The organism is Rhodopirellula bahusiensis, from assembly GCF_002727185.1.
In the GTDB taxonomy this organism is placed as follows: domain Bacteria; phylum Planctomycetota; class Planctomycetia; order Pirellulales; family Pirellulaceae; genus Rhodopirellula; species Rhodopirellula bahusiensis.
The window spans coordinates 96,226-112,688 of sequence record NZ_NIZW01000012.1; the positions used below are offsets into that span (position 1 = coordinate 96,226).

The 16,463-nt window shown below is 57.6% G+C and carries 11 protein-coding genes; 5 read left to right on the top strand and 6 right to left on the bottom strand.

The genetic code is table 11. The features are described from left to right. Positions 1-18: 18 nt before the first annotated feature. The 4 genes from groL to sucC form a co-directional block, all read right to left on the bottom strand. Positions 19-1,638 (bottom strand): chaperonin GroEL, encoded by a 1,620-nt coding sequence (gene groL / locus CEE69_RS16440; protein WP_099261712.1) that lies wholly within the window; start codon positions 1,636-1,638, stop codon positions 19-21. Positions 1,639-1,709: 71 nt separating this feature from the next. Further along, complete coding sequence (locus tag CEE69_RS16445; protein WP_099261713.1) at positions 1,710-2,027, bottom strand: co-chaperone GroES; 318 nt, start codon at positions 2,025-2,027, stop codon at positions 1,710-1,712. A gap of 475 nt (positions 2,028-2,502) precedes the next feature. Beyond that, the gene (gene sucD / locus CEE69_RS16450) at positions 2,503-3,375 is read right to left on the bottom strand and encodes a succinate--CoA ligase subunit alpha (protein WP_099261714.1); all 873 of its coding nucleotides are present in this window, start codon (positions 3,373-3,375) and stop codon (positions 2,503-2,505) included. 148 nt (positions 3,376-3,523) lie between these two features. Next, positions 3,524-4,708: an ADP-forming succinate--CoA ligase subunit beta gene (gene sucC / locus CEE69_RS16455; protein WP_099261715.1), complete on the bottom strand. Its 1,185-nt coding sequence runs from the start codon at positions 4,706-4,708 to the stop codon at positions 3,524-3,526. Between the two features lie 144 nt (positions 4,709-4,852). On the opposite strand from sucC, the gene CEE69_RS16460 reads away from it, so the two are divergent. Both CEE69_RS16460 and CEE69_RS16465 read left to right on the top strand, forming a co-directional pair. Beyond that, positions 4,853-6,544, top strand: coding sequence for a UxaA family hydrolase (locus CEE69_RS16460; RefSeq protein WP_099261716.1), 1,692 nt, complete (start codon positions 4,853-4,855; stop codon positions 6,542-6,544). A gap of 32 nt (positions 6,545-6,576) precedes the next feature. Further along, positions 6,577-7,686: a glycosyltransferase gene (locus tag CEE69_RS16465; RefSeq protein WP_099261717.1), complete on the top strand. Its 1,110-nt coding sequence runs from the start codon at positions 6,577-6,579 to the stop codon at positions 7,684-7,686. Positions 7,687-7,742: 56 nt separating this feature from the next. Here the strand turns inward: CEE69_RS16465 and CEE69_RS16470 are convergent, their stop codons facing one another. Continuing rightward, entirely contained in the window at positions 7,743-9,221 is a 1,479-nt protein-coding gene (locus CEE69_RS16470) for a sulfatase (RefSeq protein WP_099261718.1), read from the bottom strand. A gap of 337 nt (positions 9,222-9,558) precedes the next feature. Next, positions 9,559-10,314, bottom strand: coding sequence for a hypothetical protein (locus CEE69_RS16475; RefSeq protein WP_233215300.1), 756 nt, complete (start codon positions 10,312-10,314; stop codon positions 9,559-9,561). 351 nt (positions 10,315-10,665) lie between these two features. Between CEE69_RS16475 and CEE69_RS16485 the strand changes: the two genes are divergently transcribed. The 3 genes from CEE69_RS16485 to CEE69_RS16495 are packed head-to-tail and all read left to right on the top strand — an operon-like array spanning position 10,666 to position 16,188. Then, positions 10,666-12,327: a sulfatase gene (locus tag CEE69_RS16485; protein ID WP_099261721.1), complete on the top strand. Its 1,662-nt coding sequence runs from the start codon at positions 10,666-10,668 to the stop codon at positions 12,325-12,327. Positions 12,328-12,379: 52 nt separating this feature from the next. After that, positions 12,380-13,519, top strand: a complete 1,140-nt coding sequence (locus CEE69_RS16490) for a hypothetical protein (RefSeq protein WP_099261722.1) — start codon at positions 12,380-12,382, stop codon at positions 13,517-13,519. Next, a complete protein-coding gene (locus tag CEE69_RS16495; RefSeq protein ID WP_099261723.1) occupies positions 13,516-16,188 on the top strand; it encodes an MGH1-like glycoside hydrolase domain-containing protein in 2,673 nt (890 codons plus the stop codon). The genes CEE69_RS16490 and CEE69_RS16495 overlap by 4 nt, the downstream gene beginning before the upstream one ends. Positions 16,189-16,463 lie beyond the last annotated feature (275 nt).

Consider the following 16,463-nt stretch of genomic DNA (forward strand, 5'->3'; position numbering starts at 1 on the left):
ATGTTCGGCCCGGCTGGATCAATACATGTCGTGGTCGCCACCGTGACCGGCTTTGCCACTCTTTTCTGGCTTCTCTGCAACCAACGCGTCGCTGGTCAGCAACAAGGTCGCGACGCTGGCTGCGTTGCCCAATGCGGTGCGAGTCACCTTGGTTGGGTCGATGACGCCGGACTTGACCAAGTCTTCGTAGACGTCGGTCAACGCGTTGTAGCCTTCGTTGCCCTTCATCGCCAAAACCTTTTCGCAGACGATGCCGCCGTCTTGGCCAGCGTTTTCGCTGATCATGGTCAACGGAGCACGGCAAGCACGCAGAACGATGTTGTAACCAACCAATTGGTCATCGCTCAGAGTGTCAGCCGCTTTGACTTTGCCGCTAGCACGAAGCAAGGCGACGCCACCACCGGGCAGGATGCCTTCTTCGACGGCAGCGCGAGTCGCGTGCAACGCATCTTCGACGCGAGCCTTCTTTTCTTTCATTTCGCTTTCGGTCGCCGCACCAACGTTCACCTTGGCAACACCGCCAGCCAACTTGGCCAAACGCTCTTCCAATTTTTCGCGATCGTAATCGCTGGTGCTGAGTTCGATTTCGCGACGAATTTGGTCGATGCGAGCCTTGATGTCAGCGCTCTTGCCGCCACCTTCGATGACCGTCGTGTTGTCTTTGTCGACAATGATCTTCTTGGCACGACCGAGTTGTGGCAGGTCGACGCTTTCCAGCTTGACGCCAAGAGCTTCGAAGATCGCTTGACCACCGGTCAAAATCGCGATGTCTTCCATCATGGCTTTGCGACGATCGCCGTAACCAGGTGCCTTCACAGCACACACGGTGAACGTGCCACGCAGACGGTTGATGACGAGCGTTGCGAGTGCTTCGCCGTCGACGTCTTCAGCGATGATCAACAATGGCTTGCCTTGTTGAACGACTTTCTCAAGCAACGGCACCATGTCTTTGATGTTGCTGATCTTCTTTTCGAAGACCAAGACGTAGGCGTCTTCGAGAACGACTTCCATGCTGGTCGAGTCGGTCACGAAATAAGGCGACAAGTAGCCGCGGTCGAACTGCATGCCTTCGACCCACTCTTGTTCGGTCTGCAGGCTCTTGCCTTCGTCGACGGTGATGACGCCGTCTTTGCCGACCTTGCTCATCGCGTCGGCGAGCAACGTTCCGATTTCACGGTCGTTGTTGCTGGCGATGGTCGCGACGTTGGCCATGGCTTCTTGGTCTTTGACTTTGACCGCCATGCTGTGAAGTTGCTCGGTGATGTCCGAGACAGCGGTTTCGATGCCGCTCTTCATTTGAATTGGGTTGACACCAGCGACGACGGCTTTGAGGCCTTCGTTGAAGATCGCTTCGGCCATCACGGTTGCGGTGGTCGTTCCGTCACCGGCAACGTCGCTGGTCTTGCTAGCGACTTCGCGAACCATTGACGCACCCATGTTTTCATAGGGATCTTCCAGTTCGATTTCCTTGGCAACGGTCACGCCGTCTTTTGTCACGGTGGGGCTGCCGAAGCTCTTTTGCAAAATCACGTTGCGACCCTTGGGTCCCAAGGTGACTTTGACGGTGCGAGCGAGCTTGGACACGCCGCGGCGAATCGCTTCGCGTGCTTCTTGGTCAAAGGCAATGATTTTTGGCATGGTTGTCTATCAGAATTAAAGGTTTGCAGAGATGGGTTTCAGAACAACGCGATGGGATCCATCGCCAATGATCACTCGATCACGGCCAGAACGTCGTCTTCTCGCATGAGCAGGTATTCGACATCGTCGATTTCCACCGTTTCGCCGGCGTAGCTGCTGAACAACACGCGGTCGCCAGTGGCGAGTTGGAAGTCAGCTCGGCTGCCGTCGTCCAGCAATTTGCCGGTACCCAAGGCCACAACGGTCCCTCGAGCGGGCTTTTCCATGGCCGAATCGGGAAGCACGATGCCGCCGGCAGTCGTGGTTTCGCTTTCCTCACGCTGAACAACGATGCGTTCGCCGAGGGGTTGCAAACGAATTTTGGTTGCACTCTTGGTGGCTGCAGCCATGTCCGTGACACCTTTCGTGGTATTGAGTCGAAATGTGGGGAAAATGTGTGGTGGGGCTAACCTGATTCGGCCGGCTGATCGGATCGATCTCACAAACGATCCAACGTCACCGCCAACCAAAATGGCAGCTTTGTTCGTTGAAGCCGCCCAATAAGCAATCGCTGTGCCGCCCCGCAAAGAACGTGACGCAAGACACTCCTCAGTAGACACTTACGTCAAATCGGCGAATCCGCCCAACGCTTCAGAAGCTCACCGGTGACAGCCCGCCACGGTGGCACTCGCGGTGGAACTGCCACTTCATTAACCGCCGCAGCGAGTCGGCCCGGTTCCGACCGGACGCTTTGCCGATTCGGATGATCTTAAGCACTAGCCAAGCGTTCACTGAGAGACGCTTTCCACAAGTTGGATTCACGGCGGGGACCGCCGTGCTACAGGTTGGTTCCGGTGCGGCAGATTGATCTGCCATTCGGCGGAACTACTTCGACATGGCTTTGACGACTGCTTCGCCCATTTCTGCTGGCGAAGGGGCGACCACGATACCAGCGTCTTCGAGAGCCGCGACCTTTTCTTCTGCCGTGCCTTTGCCGCCGCTGATGATCGCACCGGCGTGGCCCATGCGTTTTCCGGGAGGTGCTGTGCGACCCGCGATGAAGGCGGCGACCGGCTTGGTCACGTGCTCTTTGACGAACGCGGCGGCTTCTTCTTCGGCACTGCCACCGATTTCACCGATCATCAAGATCGCTTCGGTTTGGTCGTCTTCTTGGTACATCTTGAACAAATCGATGTAGTTCGTTCCGACGATCGGGTCACCACCCAGACCAACGCAGGTGCTTTGGCCGAGTTTCAGCGAACTGGTTTGCCAAACGGCTTCGTAGGTCAGCGTACCGCTGCGGCTCATCACGCCGACTTTGCCGGGGTTGTGGATGTAACCGGGCATGATGCCGATTTTGCACTCGCCGGGAGTGATCAAACCGGGGCAGTTGGGGCCGATCAGCGTCGAACCGCTGGCTTTGACCTTTTCATAAACTCGCACCATGTCGACGACGGGCACGCCTTCGGTGATGGCGGCGATGACGCGGATGCCAGCGTCAACGGCTTCCAAGATGGCGTCCGCGGTGAACGGCGGCGGGACGAAAATCATCGTCGCGTCGGCGCCGGTTTTCTGAACCGCTTCTTCGACTGTATCGAAAACTGGAATGCCTTCGACATCTTGGCCGCCCTTGCCGGGCGTCACGCCGCCGACCATTTGCGTGCCGTAATCGCGGCACCCGAGCGAGTGGAATTTCCCGGCGTTGCCAGTGATCCCCTGGCAAATGACCTTGGTGTTTTTGTCGACCAGAATACTCATGTTGATAGCTTTTTGCGTTTGGTTGCTGGCGTCGAACCAACAACCGAAGGGTGATGTTTTGGAAGGAAGGGATCAGGCCAAACCTGATTCTCGTTTACAAATCAGGCGACCAGCTGGAAGCCGATCGCGAGTCGCTCGACGCGAAGCGTCACGCAGTCGCTGCGACGATTTTTTTCGCCGCGTCGGTCAAATCCATCGCATTGATGATGTCGACGTCGCTTTCCGCCAGCATTTTGCGGCCTTCCTCGACTTCGGTTCCTTCCAATCGCACCACCAAAGGCACGTTGAACCCGACTTCTTTGCTGGCCGTGATCAACGCACCCGCGATCGTTGTGCAACGAGCGATGCCGCCGAAAATGTTGACCAAAACACCCTTGCAGTTGGGATCGGACAACAGGATCCGGAACGCTTCGGTCACCTGAGCCGCGTTGGCTCCACCACCGACATCCAAGAAGTTGGCAGGTTCGCCGCCGTGGTACTTGATGATGTCCATCGTCGACATCGCCAGCCCGGCTCCGTTGACCAAACATGCGATGTTGCCATCGAGCTTGACGTAGCTGAGCCCAGCCTTTTTGGCCCGCATTTCGGACTCTTCTTCTTCGCTGAGGTCACGCAGCTCTTCCAAGTCCTTGTGACGGAACATCGCGTTCTCGTCGAAGATGATCTTCGCATCCAGAGCCACCATTTCGCCGTCGCCGGTGATCACGAGCGGGTTAATCTCAGCCATTTCGCAATCGAAATCGACGAAGAAGCGGCACATCGCGGTCATGAACTTATATGCACTCTTGGCCGCTGCCCCTTCGATGCCGAGCTTCTTGCAAAGCTTGCGAACTTGGTAACCATCCAGCCCGATCGCGGGATCGAAGTGCTCTTTGAAGATCAGTTCCGGTGTTTCTTCGGCAACCGTTTCGATCTCCACACCGCCTTCGGTGCTAACCATCAAGACAGGCTTGCTGCTGCCGCGGTCGACCACGATGCCCAAATACAATTCGCGAGCAATATCGCATCCGGCTTCGACGAAGACCTTCGAAACCGTTTGGCCTTCGGGCCCGGTTTGAATGGTGACCAACTTGTTGCCCAACAATCCCTCGGCTGCCGCTTTGGCTTCTTCGGCCGATTTGACCAGAACGACGCCCTTTTGGTCTGGGTTGTCGATGACATTGCCTTTGCCACGCCCGCCAGCGTGAATCTGAGCCTTGACGACTGCGATTTTGCCACCGAGCTTGTCGTATGCGGCAGCTGCTTCGTCAGGCGTCGTCACCATGTGCCCTTCCAGGACCGGAACGCCGGCGGTTCGGAAAAGCTGTTTGCCTTGATACTCGTGAATTTTCATCGGGGGTTCAGCCCAGTTGGCAAGCGAAAGGAATGCGAAGGTACGTCTCCTCGCCATGATGGCGAGCGAGTCCGGGGTCTGTCAGACTGCCCAGAAGTGAAAATGGTAGCAGCTCGGAAAATTCCAACCACCACCGCTCTATTGATGACTGGCACCGACCCACAATCCGCCTCCACGCCAAATCCCAATGCCGACGCGGAAGGTCCCGGAGCAGCCGGTCCAACGATGAATGATTCGGACGGCGGCGTGCCCAACGGAACCGACCACGGCGTCGTCCAACTGCATGATGGAGACAACGTTTGGATGGCCGCGCGGGCCTTGGTGGCAGGCGAAACGATCGGCAACCTCCGCATCGCAGGGTCCGCCGTTCCCGCCGGACACAAAGTCGCCGCTCAAGCGATTCCCGCCGGCGAATTGGTGATCAAATTTGGCCAGCCGATCGGCAAAGCTTCCTGCGACATCGACGTCGGTGAACACGTGCACTCGCACAATTTGGTCGACGCTCATCAAGTCGACTCGGATTGGCGTTCGCTGGTCGGAACCGCTTTCTCAAAATCCGCTCCCGCGAAAAAGCCAACCGTTCCAGCCGAGAAAACTTGGCAAGGGTTCGTGCGACCGGACGGCCAAGTCGGCACGCGAAATTACGTTCAGATTCTGGCTCGCGTGAATTGCAGTGCGACGGTTTGCCACCATGTCGCGGCCCGGTTTCCTCCCGAACGCTTGGCGGAATTCCCCAACGTGGATGGAATCGCGATCGGAACGCACACGACCGGCTGCGCGCTTCGCTACGCCGGCCAAAAACAACAAATGCTCGGCCGCGTCCTCAAGGGCTACGCCGGGCACGCGAATGTCGGATCCTGCCTGACAATCGGACTGGGATGCGAACAAACGACGCCTGAGTACCTGAGCGAACATCACCAATTGGTCGCGATCTCCGATCCGCGGTCGCTGCCGGTCACCTCGCCCGAATCGGAATCAGTCTCGACGACGATGCTGACCATGCAAGCCGAAGGCGGCACGCGAGCGACGATCGATCGCGCGGAGAAGCATCTGGAAACAATGCTTGAAATCGCCAACCAAAATTCGCGAACCACGGTCCCGGCTCGCCACCTTCGACTCGCTCTGGAGTGCGGCGGCAGCGATGGCCATTCGGGATGGACTGCGAATCCGTTGGTCGGTGCACTCGCCGATCGCATGGTCGCTCACGGGGGCGCGGCGGTACTCAGCGAGACCACCGAACTGATCGGCGCTGAACACTTGCTGGTCGCCCGTTCGCGTGACGAATCGGTGGCCCAGCGTTTGATGGACAAAGTCGATTGGTGGAAGAAACACGTCGCGATGTACGGCGGCGAGATCGACAACAACCCATCGATCGGCAACAAAGCCGGTGGGCTGACCACGATCACCGAAAAATCACTCGGGGCAGTCAGCAAGTCCGGAACTGGGATCCTCGATGGTGTCCTGGACTACGCGGACACGGTGCCCAAGCAAGGTTTGTACGTGATGGACTCGCCGGGCTTTGATCCGTCCAGCGTCACAGGCAAGGTCGCCGGCGGTTGCAACTTGGTGCTGTTCACCACCGGCCGCGGAAGCTGCTTCGGCGGCAAACCGGTTCCCGTGATCAAGATCGCCAGCCATTCCACTTTGTTCCACGCCATGCGAGACGACATGGATTGGAACGCAGGCCAGTTGCTCGAGGGTGTGTCGATGGACGAACTCGCGGATCAACTGTTCGAAGAACTGCTGCAGCTTGCCAGCGGAACACAAACGGCCAGCGAACGCCTCGGGTTGGGCGACCATGAATTCGTGCCGTGGACAGTCGGGCCGGTGCTGTGAATTGTGAGTGGCTCTGATTTGCGATTGGCATCATGAACATTGACCTGATCATCACCGAGATGAACTTTGGCGGGGCCGAACGAGCGCTCACACAGCTCGCCATCGGCCTTCGCGATCGAGGCGATGACGTGCGACTCTTCAGCTTCGGCAAACTGCCCACCGTCGACTCTCTGCCCCAAGGCAACGACCGGCTTGTCCAACAGTTGCATGACGAAGGCATCGAGGTCACCAGCGGCGGAGTCCAAACGTCTCGCGGTTTTCTGCCAGCAACGATTCAGTTGCGACGTTGGCTGGCACGTCGACCTGGTTCATTGGTTCAAACGTTTCTGTGGCACGCCAATGTGCTCGGCATGCTCAACGTCTCGTCCCGACAACCACGAGTCGCCGGCATCCGTGTCGCCGAACCCAATTCGTTGCGACTGGCGGTGGAACGACAAACGCTTCGCAAAGTGGACCACGTGGTCTGCGTCAGCCGAGCGGTGGAGGCCTTCGCGCAGCAACAACTGAACCTCTCACCGGATCGCACATCGGTGATCCCAAACGCGGTCGACGTTGATGCGTTTGCTTCCGCCGATCCAATCGACTGGACCGAATTGGGTTGGCCCGCCGACAGTCCCGTGGTTCTGTTCGTCGGCCGACTGCACACGCAAAAGGGCTTGGAGCATTTGCAGCGCACCGTTGAGCGGTTCGCTCCCGAAGACAGCCGTCGCAAGTTGGTGCTGATCGGCAACGGCCCACTGCAAAACGAACTGGCCAACTGGGCCAATCAAGTCTCCGGCGACCGCGTTCGAGTGCTGACATGGCAGAGTAACATCGCAAGCTGGATCGCCGCCAGCCGCGTGGTGGTTTTGCCAAGCCGTTATGAAGGCATGCCCAACGTGATCCTGGAAGCCATGGCGGCGGGCAAACCCGTCGTCAGCAGCCGTGTCGAAGGCAGCCAAGAATTGATCGGCCACGATCCCCATCAAGGCTTCGAGCTGAACGATGACACGGAGCTCGTCCATTCGCTGGAACGATTCTTGGCCGACGAAGATCTGGCAACCCAAACCGGACAAGCCAACCAGTCTCGCGTCCGTTCCCAATTCACCATCGACGCCATGGTCGACGCCTACCGCGAACTGTACGCCAAGTTAGTGGCATAGGCTTTCAGCCTGTGGAGGCGGAATCACAGGCTGGAAGCCTATGCCACTTTGTCTGCTCAGAACTGCTGACGGTTGACCAAGCGTTCTTTCAAACGTTGTTGCAACTGCTGAACCAACTCAAGGTTCTCGTCGGCGACGTTTTTGGTTTCGCCGGGGTCCGTTTCATGATCGTACAGCTCATAAAAACCCTTCGGATGCGAGATCAAACGATGCGTGGAGGTGCGAATCGTCGTCGCCTTCGCATACGAAACCGCTTCGCCTTCCGATGATGCCGGGTCTTTCAACACGGGCACCAACGACTCGCCATCGACCTTAGGCGGCGACGGCAAATTGGTGAGCTCGCACAAGGTTGGAAACACATCGATCGTTTCCACGATCGCGTCCGTTTGGCTGGCGTTGATCATCGACGGATCGTGAATGATCAGCGGCGAGTGCAGCGACTCTTCGAACAAAGCGTGCTTGCCCCAAATCGCATGTTCGCCCAAGTGCCAGCCGTGATCTCCCCAAACGACCACGACGGTGGACTCTCGCAGCCCCAGTTCATCGAGTTGCTTCAACACCTCGCCCACATTCGCATCCGCATAAGAAACGGAAGCGGCGTAGTGCCGCCGGACGGCCTCCGCGAATTCGGCGTCTTGGTTGGGATCCTTGCCCCAGCGGTTGTACCGCATGAATTCACCGGATCGATGCCAAGTCGTTTGACCGGATGGCTTGTTGGGATGCTCGATCCTCGGCAACACGGTCTGCCGGTAAGGTTCCATGTGCTCGGCGGGAGCCCCAAAGGGCAGGTGCGGACGAATGAACCCGACCGCCAAAAAGAATGGCTTGTCGGCGGCGTCCTTTGCCAACGTGGCAAGCTCATCCAGCGACGTTTCCAGAATCAAATCATCGGGGTACTTCTCCTCGCCGCCTTCCGATTGAAACACATCCATTTGGCTGGCGTCTTTGCGAATCTCGCCATCGGCCAACCCGTGCATGGCACCGCGAGGATGCTGCCACGGACCAGTGGGCATCCGGTGCCGGTCCCAAGCACCTGGCATTTCAATCTCGTCCTCTTTGTTCCAGTCCGCTCCGCCACGACCGCCGGGATGATGCGAGACCTTGCCGACGGAAACGCTGGTGTACCCATGATCGCGGAACCAACGCGGCATCGACGGGGTGACGGAACTTGAGTCCTTCGCCATCCGCTTGGCTCGCGAAAACAACGCGTGGTTTCCCGAAGGACCATAGCAACCAGTCAGCATCGCAAACCGAGATGCACCGCAGGTCGGGGCCTGCACAAAATGCCGATTGAACTGAATGCCTTTGGCGGCGAGTGAATCAATGTTGGGCGACGAGATGTAGTCCGCTCCATAACAGCCCAACTCAGGTCGCAAGTCATCAACACAGATCAGCAACACGTTCTTGGGCTTCTCCGCGAAACCGTTGATCGAGGAAGCCGACAGGACGAGGGTCACGATCAAGCTTCGCAAGATCCAGACCAACGGGGAGTCAACTTGGTGAGACGAAAACGGCAGTTGGAGCAAGGCTCGCATCGCGAGAATCCTTCGTGGGGAGGGGTGGGCGTGGGGACGCCTACCATACTTCATCTCCATCACGATTTGCCGTGGGGCCAATTTGTGGCGCATCATCGACGACGGCCCCTGCCGGGGCGGCCTGATTTTCTTTGGGATGGTGGTCTCGAGGCTTCCGCCCCGAGCTATGAACGCGGGCTCCTCCGGAGCCATCCATCCCTATTCGCCCCGGCAGGGGCCGGCATCCTTAGCTCGGGGTGGGAGCCCCGAGAACATTGGTAGACATCACACCGCCGCCCCGGATGGGGCCGTCGTCCGTGATGATCTTCGCGTTCGGCCATCAAGCCCCAACCGTTTGCTACCGATTCAAAAAGCTATTCAACAACACCAAACCAATTTCAGCTCCCTTGGGCACCGACTTCCGTGAAGGAATCGAGGCTCGGTAGTTGCCGGGACGAGGAGCGTCGCGATGCGAAGAACCTCGGTTGAAATCATGTGAGCCGAAGTCACGCGAATTGCGGTGGGGATAGCTGATTGGTTTCTGCTGCACATGCGGCACGGTCCGTGGAAGTGGCAACGGCGTTTGACCAGGGAAGACAACCGGACGACTCGCTGGGTAGGTCGGTGCCGAATAGCGGCTTTGATGATGAACGTCACAGGTCACCGCTGGGCGAGCCGAAACGTAAGGCTGGACGTAGGCCATTTGCTGCTGGAGCGCGGCAAACGAACCCAGCACATCGCTCCAACAACGCGTGAGTGCTCGGGCGATGATCGGGCATCCGCTGCCGAAGACGGCTTGTTCAGTTTGTGCCTGCAGGAACTGGACGTCATTGAACTCCCGAGCCAATCGATCCGAGCGATCAGGATGTCGAGCGGCGGAACGAACGTCGCTGGTTTGGTCTTCGAAATCGTCGATCAAACGCAACACACCACGATCCAGGCTTCGAACCCGCCGGGCCTCGTCTTCAAAGTGGCTGACGGCATCGCGATAGCGATCTGCGGCGACGTACAGCGGCGAATCGTGTCCGGCTTGGGCGGTTTGCGGCCCGGCCAACACAGCAACCATGGCGGCGAAGAAAGTGCCCGTGGCGAAAGTCCGAAGTGAGCGTGTCATGTGCTTGAGTCCTAGTGGTCCATTGGGAGAAGCCGTCCTTGATCCATTCCCCGACATCCTCATCGAGACAGCATTCCCTGATGCGAGGCGGATGCCAAACTGCCACGCAAACTGGACTCTCTCCCCATAAGACACGACTCACAAACGACTTAGAAACAAAAAACAATTCTCACGACCTGCCAATCCAGCTTCACACGAGCTATCATCTTGATGACACTGGCACCAACCTGACACCTCATGGCGAGACACTTTTGACGACACCAGCTCTGCCCACTCGGTGATTTGCACGGGACTGATTTGCGGAGCTACATTGTTAGCCACATCGAGTCCGCGTCTCCGAGAGCTTCCTTCATGCGACCAACCAGCTTCGTTCCCCGACCTACAACGCCACATTCGACTCGCGAGAGAGCCATCACCATTGGCTCGCTCGACGTTCCTTCGTCGACACTGCTTTGGATGCTGTTTGCGACCATCACGTTTGCATGCTTGTCCATCTCGCAGGCCAAAGCCGAGGACGCTCGCCCCAACGTGGTGCTGATTTTGGTCGACGATTTGGGCCTGCATGACATCGGAATCGAAGGCAGCAAATTTCACCAAACGCCTCACATCGACGCACTCGCCAAACGAGGCATGCGATTCACGGCAGGCTATGCCAACTGCCGCGTCTGCAGCCCCTCGCGAGCCAGCATTCAACTGGGGCAGTTCACCGCTCGCCACGGAATCACGGACTGGATCGGTGCCAAGACCGGCATGAACTTCAACCGTGGCGACGAACTGCTGCCGGCCGAGTACGTCCATGCAATGCCAGCGAGTGACGTGACCCTGCCAGAAGCTCTTCGCGAATCGGGCTACAAAACGTTCTTTGCCGGCAAGTGGCACTTGGGCGGCGAAGGCTCAATGCCGACCGACCACGGTTTTGACATCAACATCGGTGGCCACCATCGCGGCAGCCCTCCCGGTGGCTTCTTCGCACCTTACAAAAACCCGGTGATGGAGAACGGGCCTGATGGTGAATCGCTGACGCGTCGGTTGGGAAAAGAAACGGCTTCGTTCATCGAAGGACAAGACGACCAGCCCTACTTCGCGATGCTTTCGTTCTACGCCGTCCACGGGCCGATCCAAACCACGCAAGAACTCTGGCAGAAGTACCGAGAATCAGCACCGACGCCACCCGCCGACGGCAATCGGTTCAAGATCGATCGCACGTTGCCCGTTCGTCAAATTCAAGACAACCCGGTGTACGCCGGCATGATGGAAACACTCGACAACGCGGTCGGCGACGTGATGGCGGCGATCGAAGCATCCGGCAAAGCCGACAACACTTTGGTCATCTTCACCGGAGACAACGGCGGTGTCTCCTCCGGCGACGCTTACTCGACCAGCAACTTGCCACACCGCGGCGGCAAGGGCCGACAATGGGAAGGCGGACTGCGCGAGCCCTACTACGTTTCGATACCAGCGATCGTCCCTGAGAATTCCACCAGCGATGTGCCTGTGATTGGCTCCGATTTGTATCCCACAATTCTGGACGTTTGCAATTTGCCTCTGCGTCCGCAGCAACACGTCGACGGCCGGTCACTGGAAACCGTGTTGACCAGCGGCAAAGACGAATCGCTGGAGCAACGTTCGCTGATTTGGCACTACCCACACTACGGCAACCAAGGTGGTGAACCCTCGTCGGTGATCCGAACCGGTGACTACAAGCTGATCCATTACCACCTGGATTCACACGACGAGCTGTACCATTTGCCCACGGACATTGGCGAACAAAATGACCTCGCGTCGGAGCAACCTGAACGAGTCGCAGCCATGCGAAAAGAACTGCTGGCGTACCTCAAATCGGTCGACGCGAAATTCCCAGAACCCGACCCACGTTTCGATCCTGAAAAGGCCAAGCAACGTTGGGCTCGCGCTCACGGCCCCAACAAAGAACGCCTGGAAAAACGCGAAGCGGCGATGCTGGAACCCAACTGGAAACCCAACAAGAATTGGTGGGGAAGCACGGTCGACTGAACGTGCGAGCGAGGCTCGATCCAGAATCAACTTCTCCACGCTGTGACCGCGAATGACGACCTGCGACTCCGCATCCCCTTCGCGACACAGCCTGGAACGCTTGCCGTGGTTGTTCTCACCCGCGGTTGATTTGGCAACGTTCGGCGGCAGCGCGTTGGTCGCCCTGGCGATGCTGCCGCTCGGTGCCGCACTCGGGTTTCTTCACGACGAAACACCCGGTTGGACTTGGGTCGCGACGATCTTGCTGATCGATGTCGCTCACGTTTACGCCACGGGTTTTCGTGTTTACTTTGACGGCAACGAACTTCGCCGGCGGCCTTGGTTGTACGGACTGACCCCGGTGCTCGCATTTGCGATCGGCGGTGCGATCTACAGCGAAAGCGTGACGCTATTCTGGAGCGTCCTCGCGTATCTCGCGGTCTTCCATTTCATCCGACAACAATACGGCTGGGTCGCTCTCTATCGATCACGAGAAAGCGACCACGAAAGAGTCGGCTGGTGGATCGATGCGTCAGCGATTTACTTGGCCACGCTGTATCCGCTGATCCACTGGCACGCTCATTTACCGAGGCACTTCTGGTGGTTCGCCGAAGGCGACTTCATTCAGGTGCCGGAGATCGCGGCAACGATCGTGATGCCAATCTACTGGCTCAGCATGTTGACCTACGCCGCTCGCAGCCTGCACCGAGGTTTCCGTGACGGGGCCTGGAATCCGGGCAAGGACATTGTGGTTTTGACGACGGCGGTGTGCTGGTACATCGGCATCATCACGTTCAATTCCGATTACGCGTTCACGGTCACCAACGTCATCATTCACGGCGTGCCGTACATGGTGCTGATCTATTGGTATCGATGGTGCCGGATCGCAGAGAACTCTGATTCGGCAACTGATCAAGCTTCAACTCATCCGTCTCGCCCGACGTCGCGATGGCAAACCAACACCGGCCGAATCGCGTTGTTTCTGGGCGTGGTCTGGATCCTCGCCTACGCAGAAGAAATGCTGTGGGACTTTGGGATCTGGCAGGAACGCGGTTGGTTGTTCGCTTGGATGCCCCCTGGTTTCGCGAATTCGGCGGGAGAAACTATGGCGGAAGCATCCGTTTGGTTGGCCCCCGCCTTGGCGGTCCCCCAGATCACGCATTACGTTCTGGACGGGTTTCTTTGGCGACGCAGACAACGAGCATCTTCATGACGACGTCCGAACAGCAACGACTCGACGAAGACGAACGCCGCGAAAAGAACTGGAAACGTTGGGGGCCGTACCTTTCCGAGCGTCAATGGGGAACGGTTCGAGAAGACTACTCCGAGGGTGGTAACTCCTGGAGCGATTTCCCGCACGAGCACGCTCGCAGTCGCGCCTATCGCTGGGGCGAAGACGGTTTGCTCGGATTCTCCGACCGCCAATGCCGATTGTGTTTTTCAATCGCACTATGGAATGGCAACGACACGATTCTGAAAGAACGCCTGTTTGGACTCACCGGTCCGGAAGGCAACCACGGCGAAGACGTCAAAGAACTCTACTACTACCTGGATTCGACGCCGACGCATTCCTACGCCAAGGCGATGTATCGCTACCCGCAACAGCGATACCCGTACCGTGATCTGGTCAGCATCAATGCACAACGCGGGTTGAACGATCGCGAATATGAGCTGATCGACACAGGATTGCTGGACGAGAATCGCTTCTTCGATGTCACGGCGACCTACGCGAAAGCGTCGGACAACGATTTGTTGATTGACATTGCGATCACCAATCAAGGCCCCGACGCTCACGACATCACATTGCTGCCAACGCTGTGGTTCCGCAACACTTGGGTTTGGGGATGTTTGCACGAAGGCTGCACGGCAAAGCCCACCATTCAAGCGATTGATTCGCACATCGTTCAAACGCGACACGACACGCTGGAACCGTTTGTTTGTGCGTTTGAGAATCAGCCGGACAGCGAACTGCTGTTCACAGAAAACGAAACCAATTCCGAACATTTGTTTGGCACCGAAAACTTCTCGCCGTACACAAAAGACGCCTTCCATCGGTACGTCATCGACGATCAAACCGACGCGGTGAACCCCAAGCGACACGGAACCAAAGTCGCGGCCCTGTATCGTTGGAACTTGGCACCCGGCGAAACACGACATGTCAAAGTTCGCTTGAGCGAGAAAGAAAAGGTCGGCGAGTTTCACCCGGACCTGAGCGACGACTTTGACAACGTCTTGACTCAGCGGCGCGAAGAAGCCGACGAGTTCTATCAAGCCATCATCCCGCCCAAAGCAACCGACGAGCAGCGTCTTGTCTCTCGGCAAGCCTACGCGGGGCTGATGTGGACGAAGCAGTTTTATCACTACATCGTCGCCGATTGGTTGGACGGTGATCGCGATGTGATGACGCCTCCCGATGCACGTCACGAAGGTCGCAACAAAGACTGGCGGCACCTCTACGCTCGCGATGTTTTGTCGATGCCGGACAAGTGGGAATACCCATGGTTCGCCGCCTGGGATCTAGCGTTTCACATGATCCCAGCGGCTCGCATCGACCCCGCTTTTGCAAAGAAGCAATTGATGGTGCTGCTGCGGGAATGGTACATGCATCCCAACGGTCAGTTGCCGGCTTACGAGTTCTACTTCGACGACGTGAACCCGCCGGTGCATGCGTGGGCGTGTTTGCGTGTCTTCCAAATGGAAGCCGAATCAGGCAAACGCGATTACAAGTTTCTCTCGCAAGCCTTCCAGCGGTTGCTGGTCAATTTCACTTGGTGGGTGAACCAGGTCGACAGCAACGGCGACAACGTTTTCGCTGGCGGGTTCCTGGGACTGGATAACATCGGCGTCTTCGACCGCAGCAAAGGGTTGCCCGAAGGAGCCGAACTGGAACAGGCCGATGGAACCGCTTGGATGGCATTCTACTGCGGCACGATGATGTCGATGGCTCTCGAGCTCGCTCGCCATGATCGATCGTATTCCGACATGGCCTCGAAATTCCTCGATCACTTCATCCGCATCGTCGACGCGATGAACGGTGGTGAAAGCGGTGGACTGTGGGACGAAGATGACGGGTTTTATTACGACCAATTGCAGATCGACGGCGAGACCCATCCGATGCGAGTCAAATCGTTGGTTGGGTTATTGCCACTGATTGCGGTCGAGATCTTGGACGAAGACCTGCTGGCGGACTTGCCCGGTTTCCGCAATCGATTGGAATGGTTCCTGAACAATCGACATGACTTGGTCCAGCACATCACGTTTTGTCAAACGACGAAACGCCACCACCGAATGTTGATTTCCATTCCGACGCAAGAACGCTTGGAACGTGTCTTGGAGATTCTGCTCGATGAATCGGAGTTTCTCTCCGACTTTGGGATTCGTTCGCTCTCCAAGAAACACGAAACCGAACCCTTCCGCGTCACGGTCCGTGGCAAAGAACACACGGTCGCCTACGTGCCCGGCGAATCCGACAGCTGGATGTTTGGTGGCAACAGCAACTGGCGAGGGCCGATCTGGTTCCCGACCAGCTACTTGTTGATCGAAGCCCTTCAGCGGTACCACGAGTTCTATGGCGACGACATCCAAGTCGAATGTCCCACAGGATCAGGCGTGAAGATGAATCTTCGCGAGGTGGCCGATGAACTGAATCGGCGGATGTCAAACATCTTTTCGTCGCCCGCGGAAGGTGGATCTCGTCCGTGTTTGCGTGGTAGCGGGATGACGAGCGACGAATCGTTGTGGCAGGACCAAATCTTGTTCTACGAATACTTCAACGGCGACACCGGCGAAGGCTTGGGCGCGAGTCACCAAACCGGTTGGACGGCGCTGATTGCAACCTGCATCGAGCATCTGCATGGTCGCATCACCGAAGGCGTTGAGTGATCACGCCGACAAAGTGATCGGTGGTGGTTCGGTGAAGTTGTTTTGTGAGCCCGCGTGTTTGGTGCGGGTCTCGGTGGGGACCACCGAGCTACAGGTTTGACGGTGGTAGCGAGGGTCGATCGTTGGGAGTGAAGGCGTGATTGCTGACTTCATCCGTCACCTCGAACCGCTGCCGAAACCGGTCTCAGAACAACAATTGCTTTTGCAGGCAGATCAAGTCGTTCCAGTTGCTGAACGAGCGTTTCGAAACGTGTAGATTAGCAAATCGACTACGA

What these genes read in the sequence shown, in the direction of transcription:
- CEE69_RS16475 (WP_233215300.1), bottom strand. Translation starts at nt 10,314, where the DNA reads ATGACACGCTCACTTCGGACTTTCGCCACGGGCACTTTCTTCGCCGCC.
- CEE69_RS16460 (WP_099261716.1), top strand. Translation starts at nt 4,853, where the DNA reads ATGACTGGCACCGACCCACAATCCGCCTCCACGCCAAATCCCAATGCC.
- CEE69_RS16445 (WP_099261713.1), bottom strand. Translation starts at nt 2,027, where the DNA reads ATGGCTGCAGCCACCAAGAGTGCAACCAAAATTCGTTTGCAACCCCTC.
- sucC (WP_099261715.1), bottom strand. Translation starts at nt 4,708, where the DNA reads ATGAAAATTCACGAGTATCAAGGCAAACAGCTTTTCCGAACCGCCGGC.
- groL (WP_099261712.1), bottom strand. Translation starts at nt 1,638, where the DNA reads ATGCCAAAAATCATTGCCTTTGACCAAGAAGCACGCGAAGCGATTCGC.
- sucD (WP_099261714.1), bottom strand. Translation starts at nt 3,375, where the DNA reads ATGAGTATTCTGGTCGACAAAAACACCAAGGTCATTTGCCAGGGGATC.
- CEE69_RS16465 (WP_099261717.1), top strand. Translation starts at nt 6,577, where the DNA reads ATGAACATTGACCTGATCATCACCGAGATGAACTTTGGCGGGGCCGAA.
- CEE69_RS16470 (WP_099261718.1), bottom strand. Translation starts at nt 9,221, where the DNA reads ATGCGAGCCTTGCTCCAACTGCCGTTTTCGTCTCACCAAGTTGACTCC.
- CEE69_RS16490 (WP_099261722.1), top strand. Translation starts at nt 12,380, where the DNA reads ATGACGACCTGCGACTCCGCATCCCCTTCGCGACACAGCCTGGAACGC.
- CEE69_RS16485 (WP_099261721.1), top strand. Translation starts at nt 10,666, where the DNA reads ATGCGACCAACCAGCTTCGTTCCCCGACCTACAACGCCACATTCGACT.
- CEE69_RS16495 (WP_099261723.1), top strand. Translation starts at nt 13,516, where the DNA reads ATGACGACGTCCGAACAGCAACGACTCGACGAAGACGAACGCCGCGAA.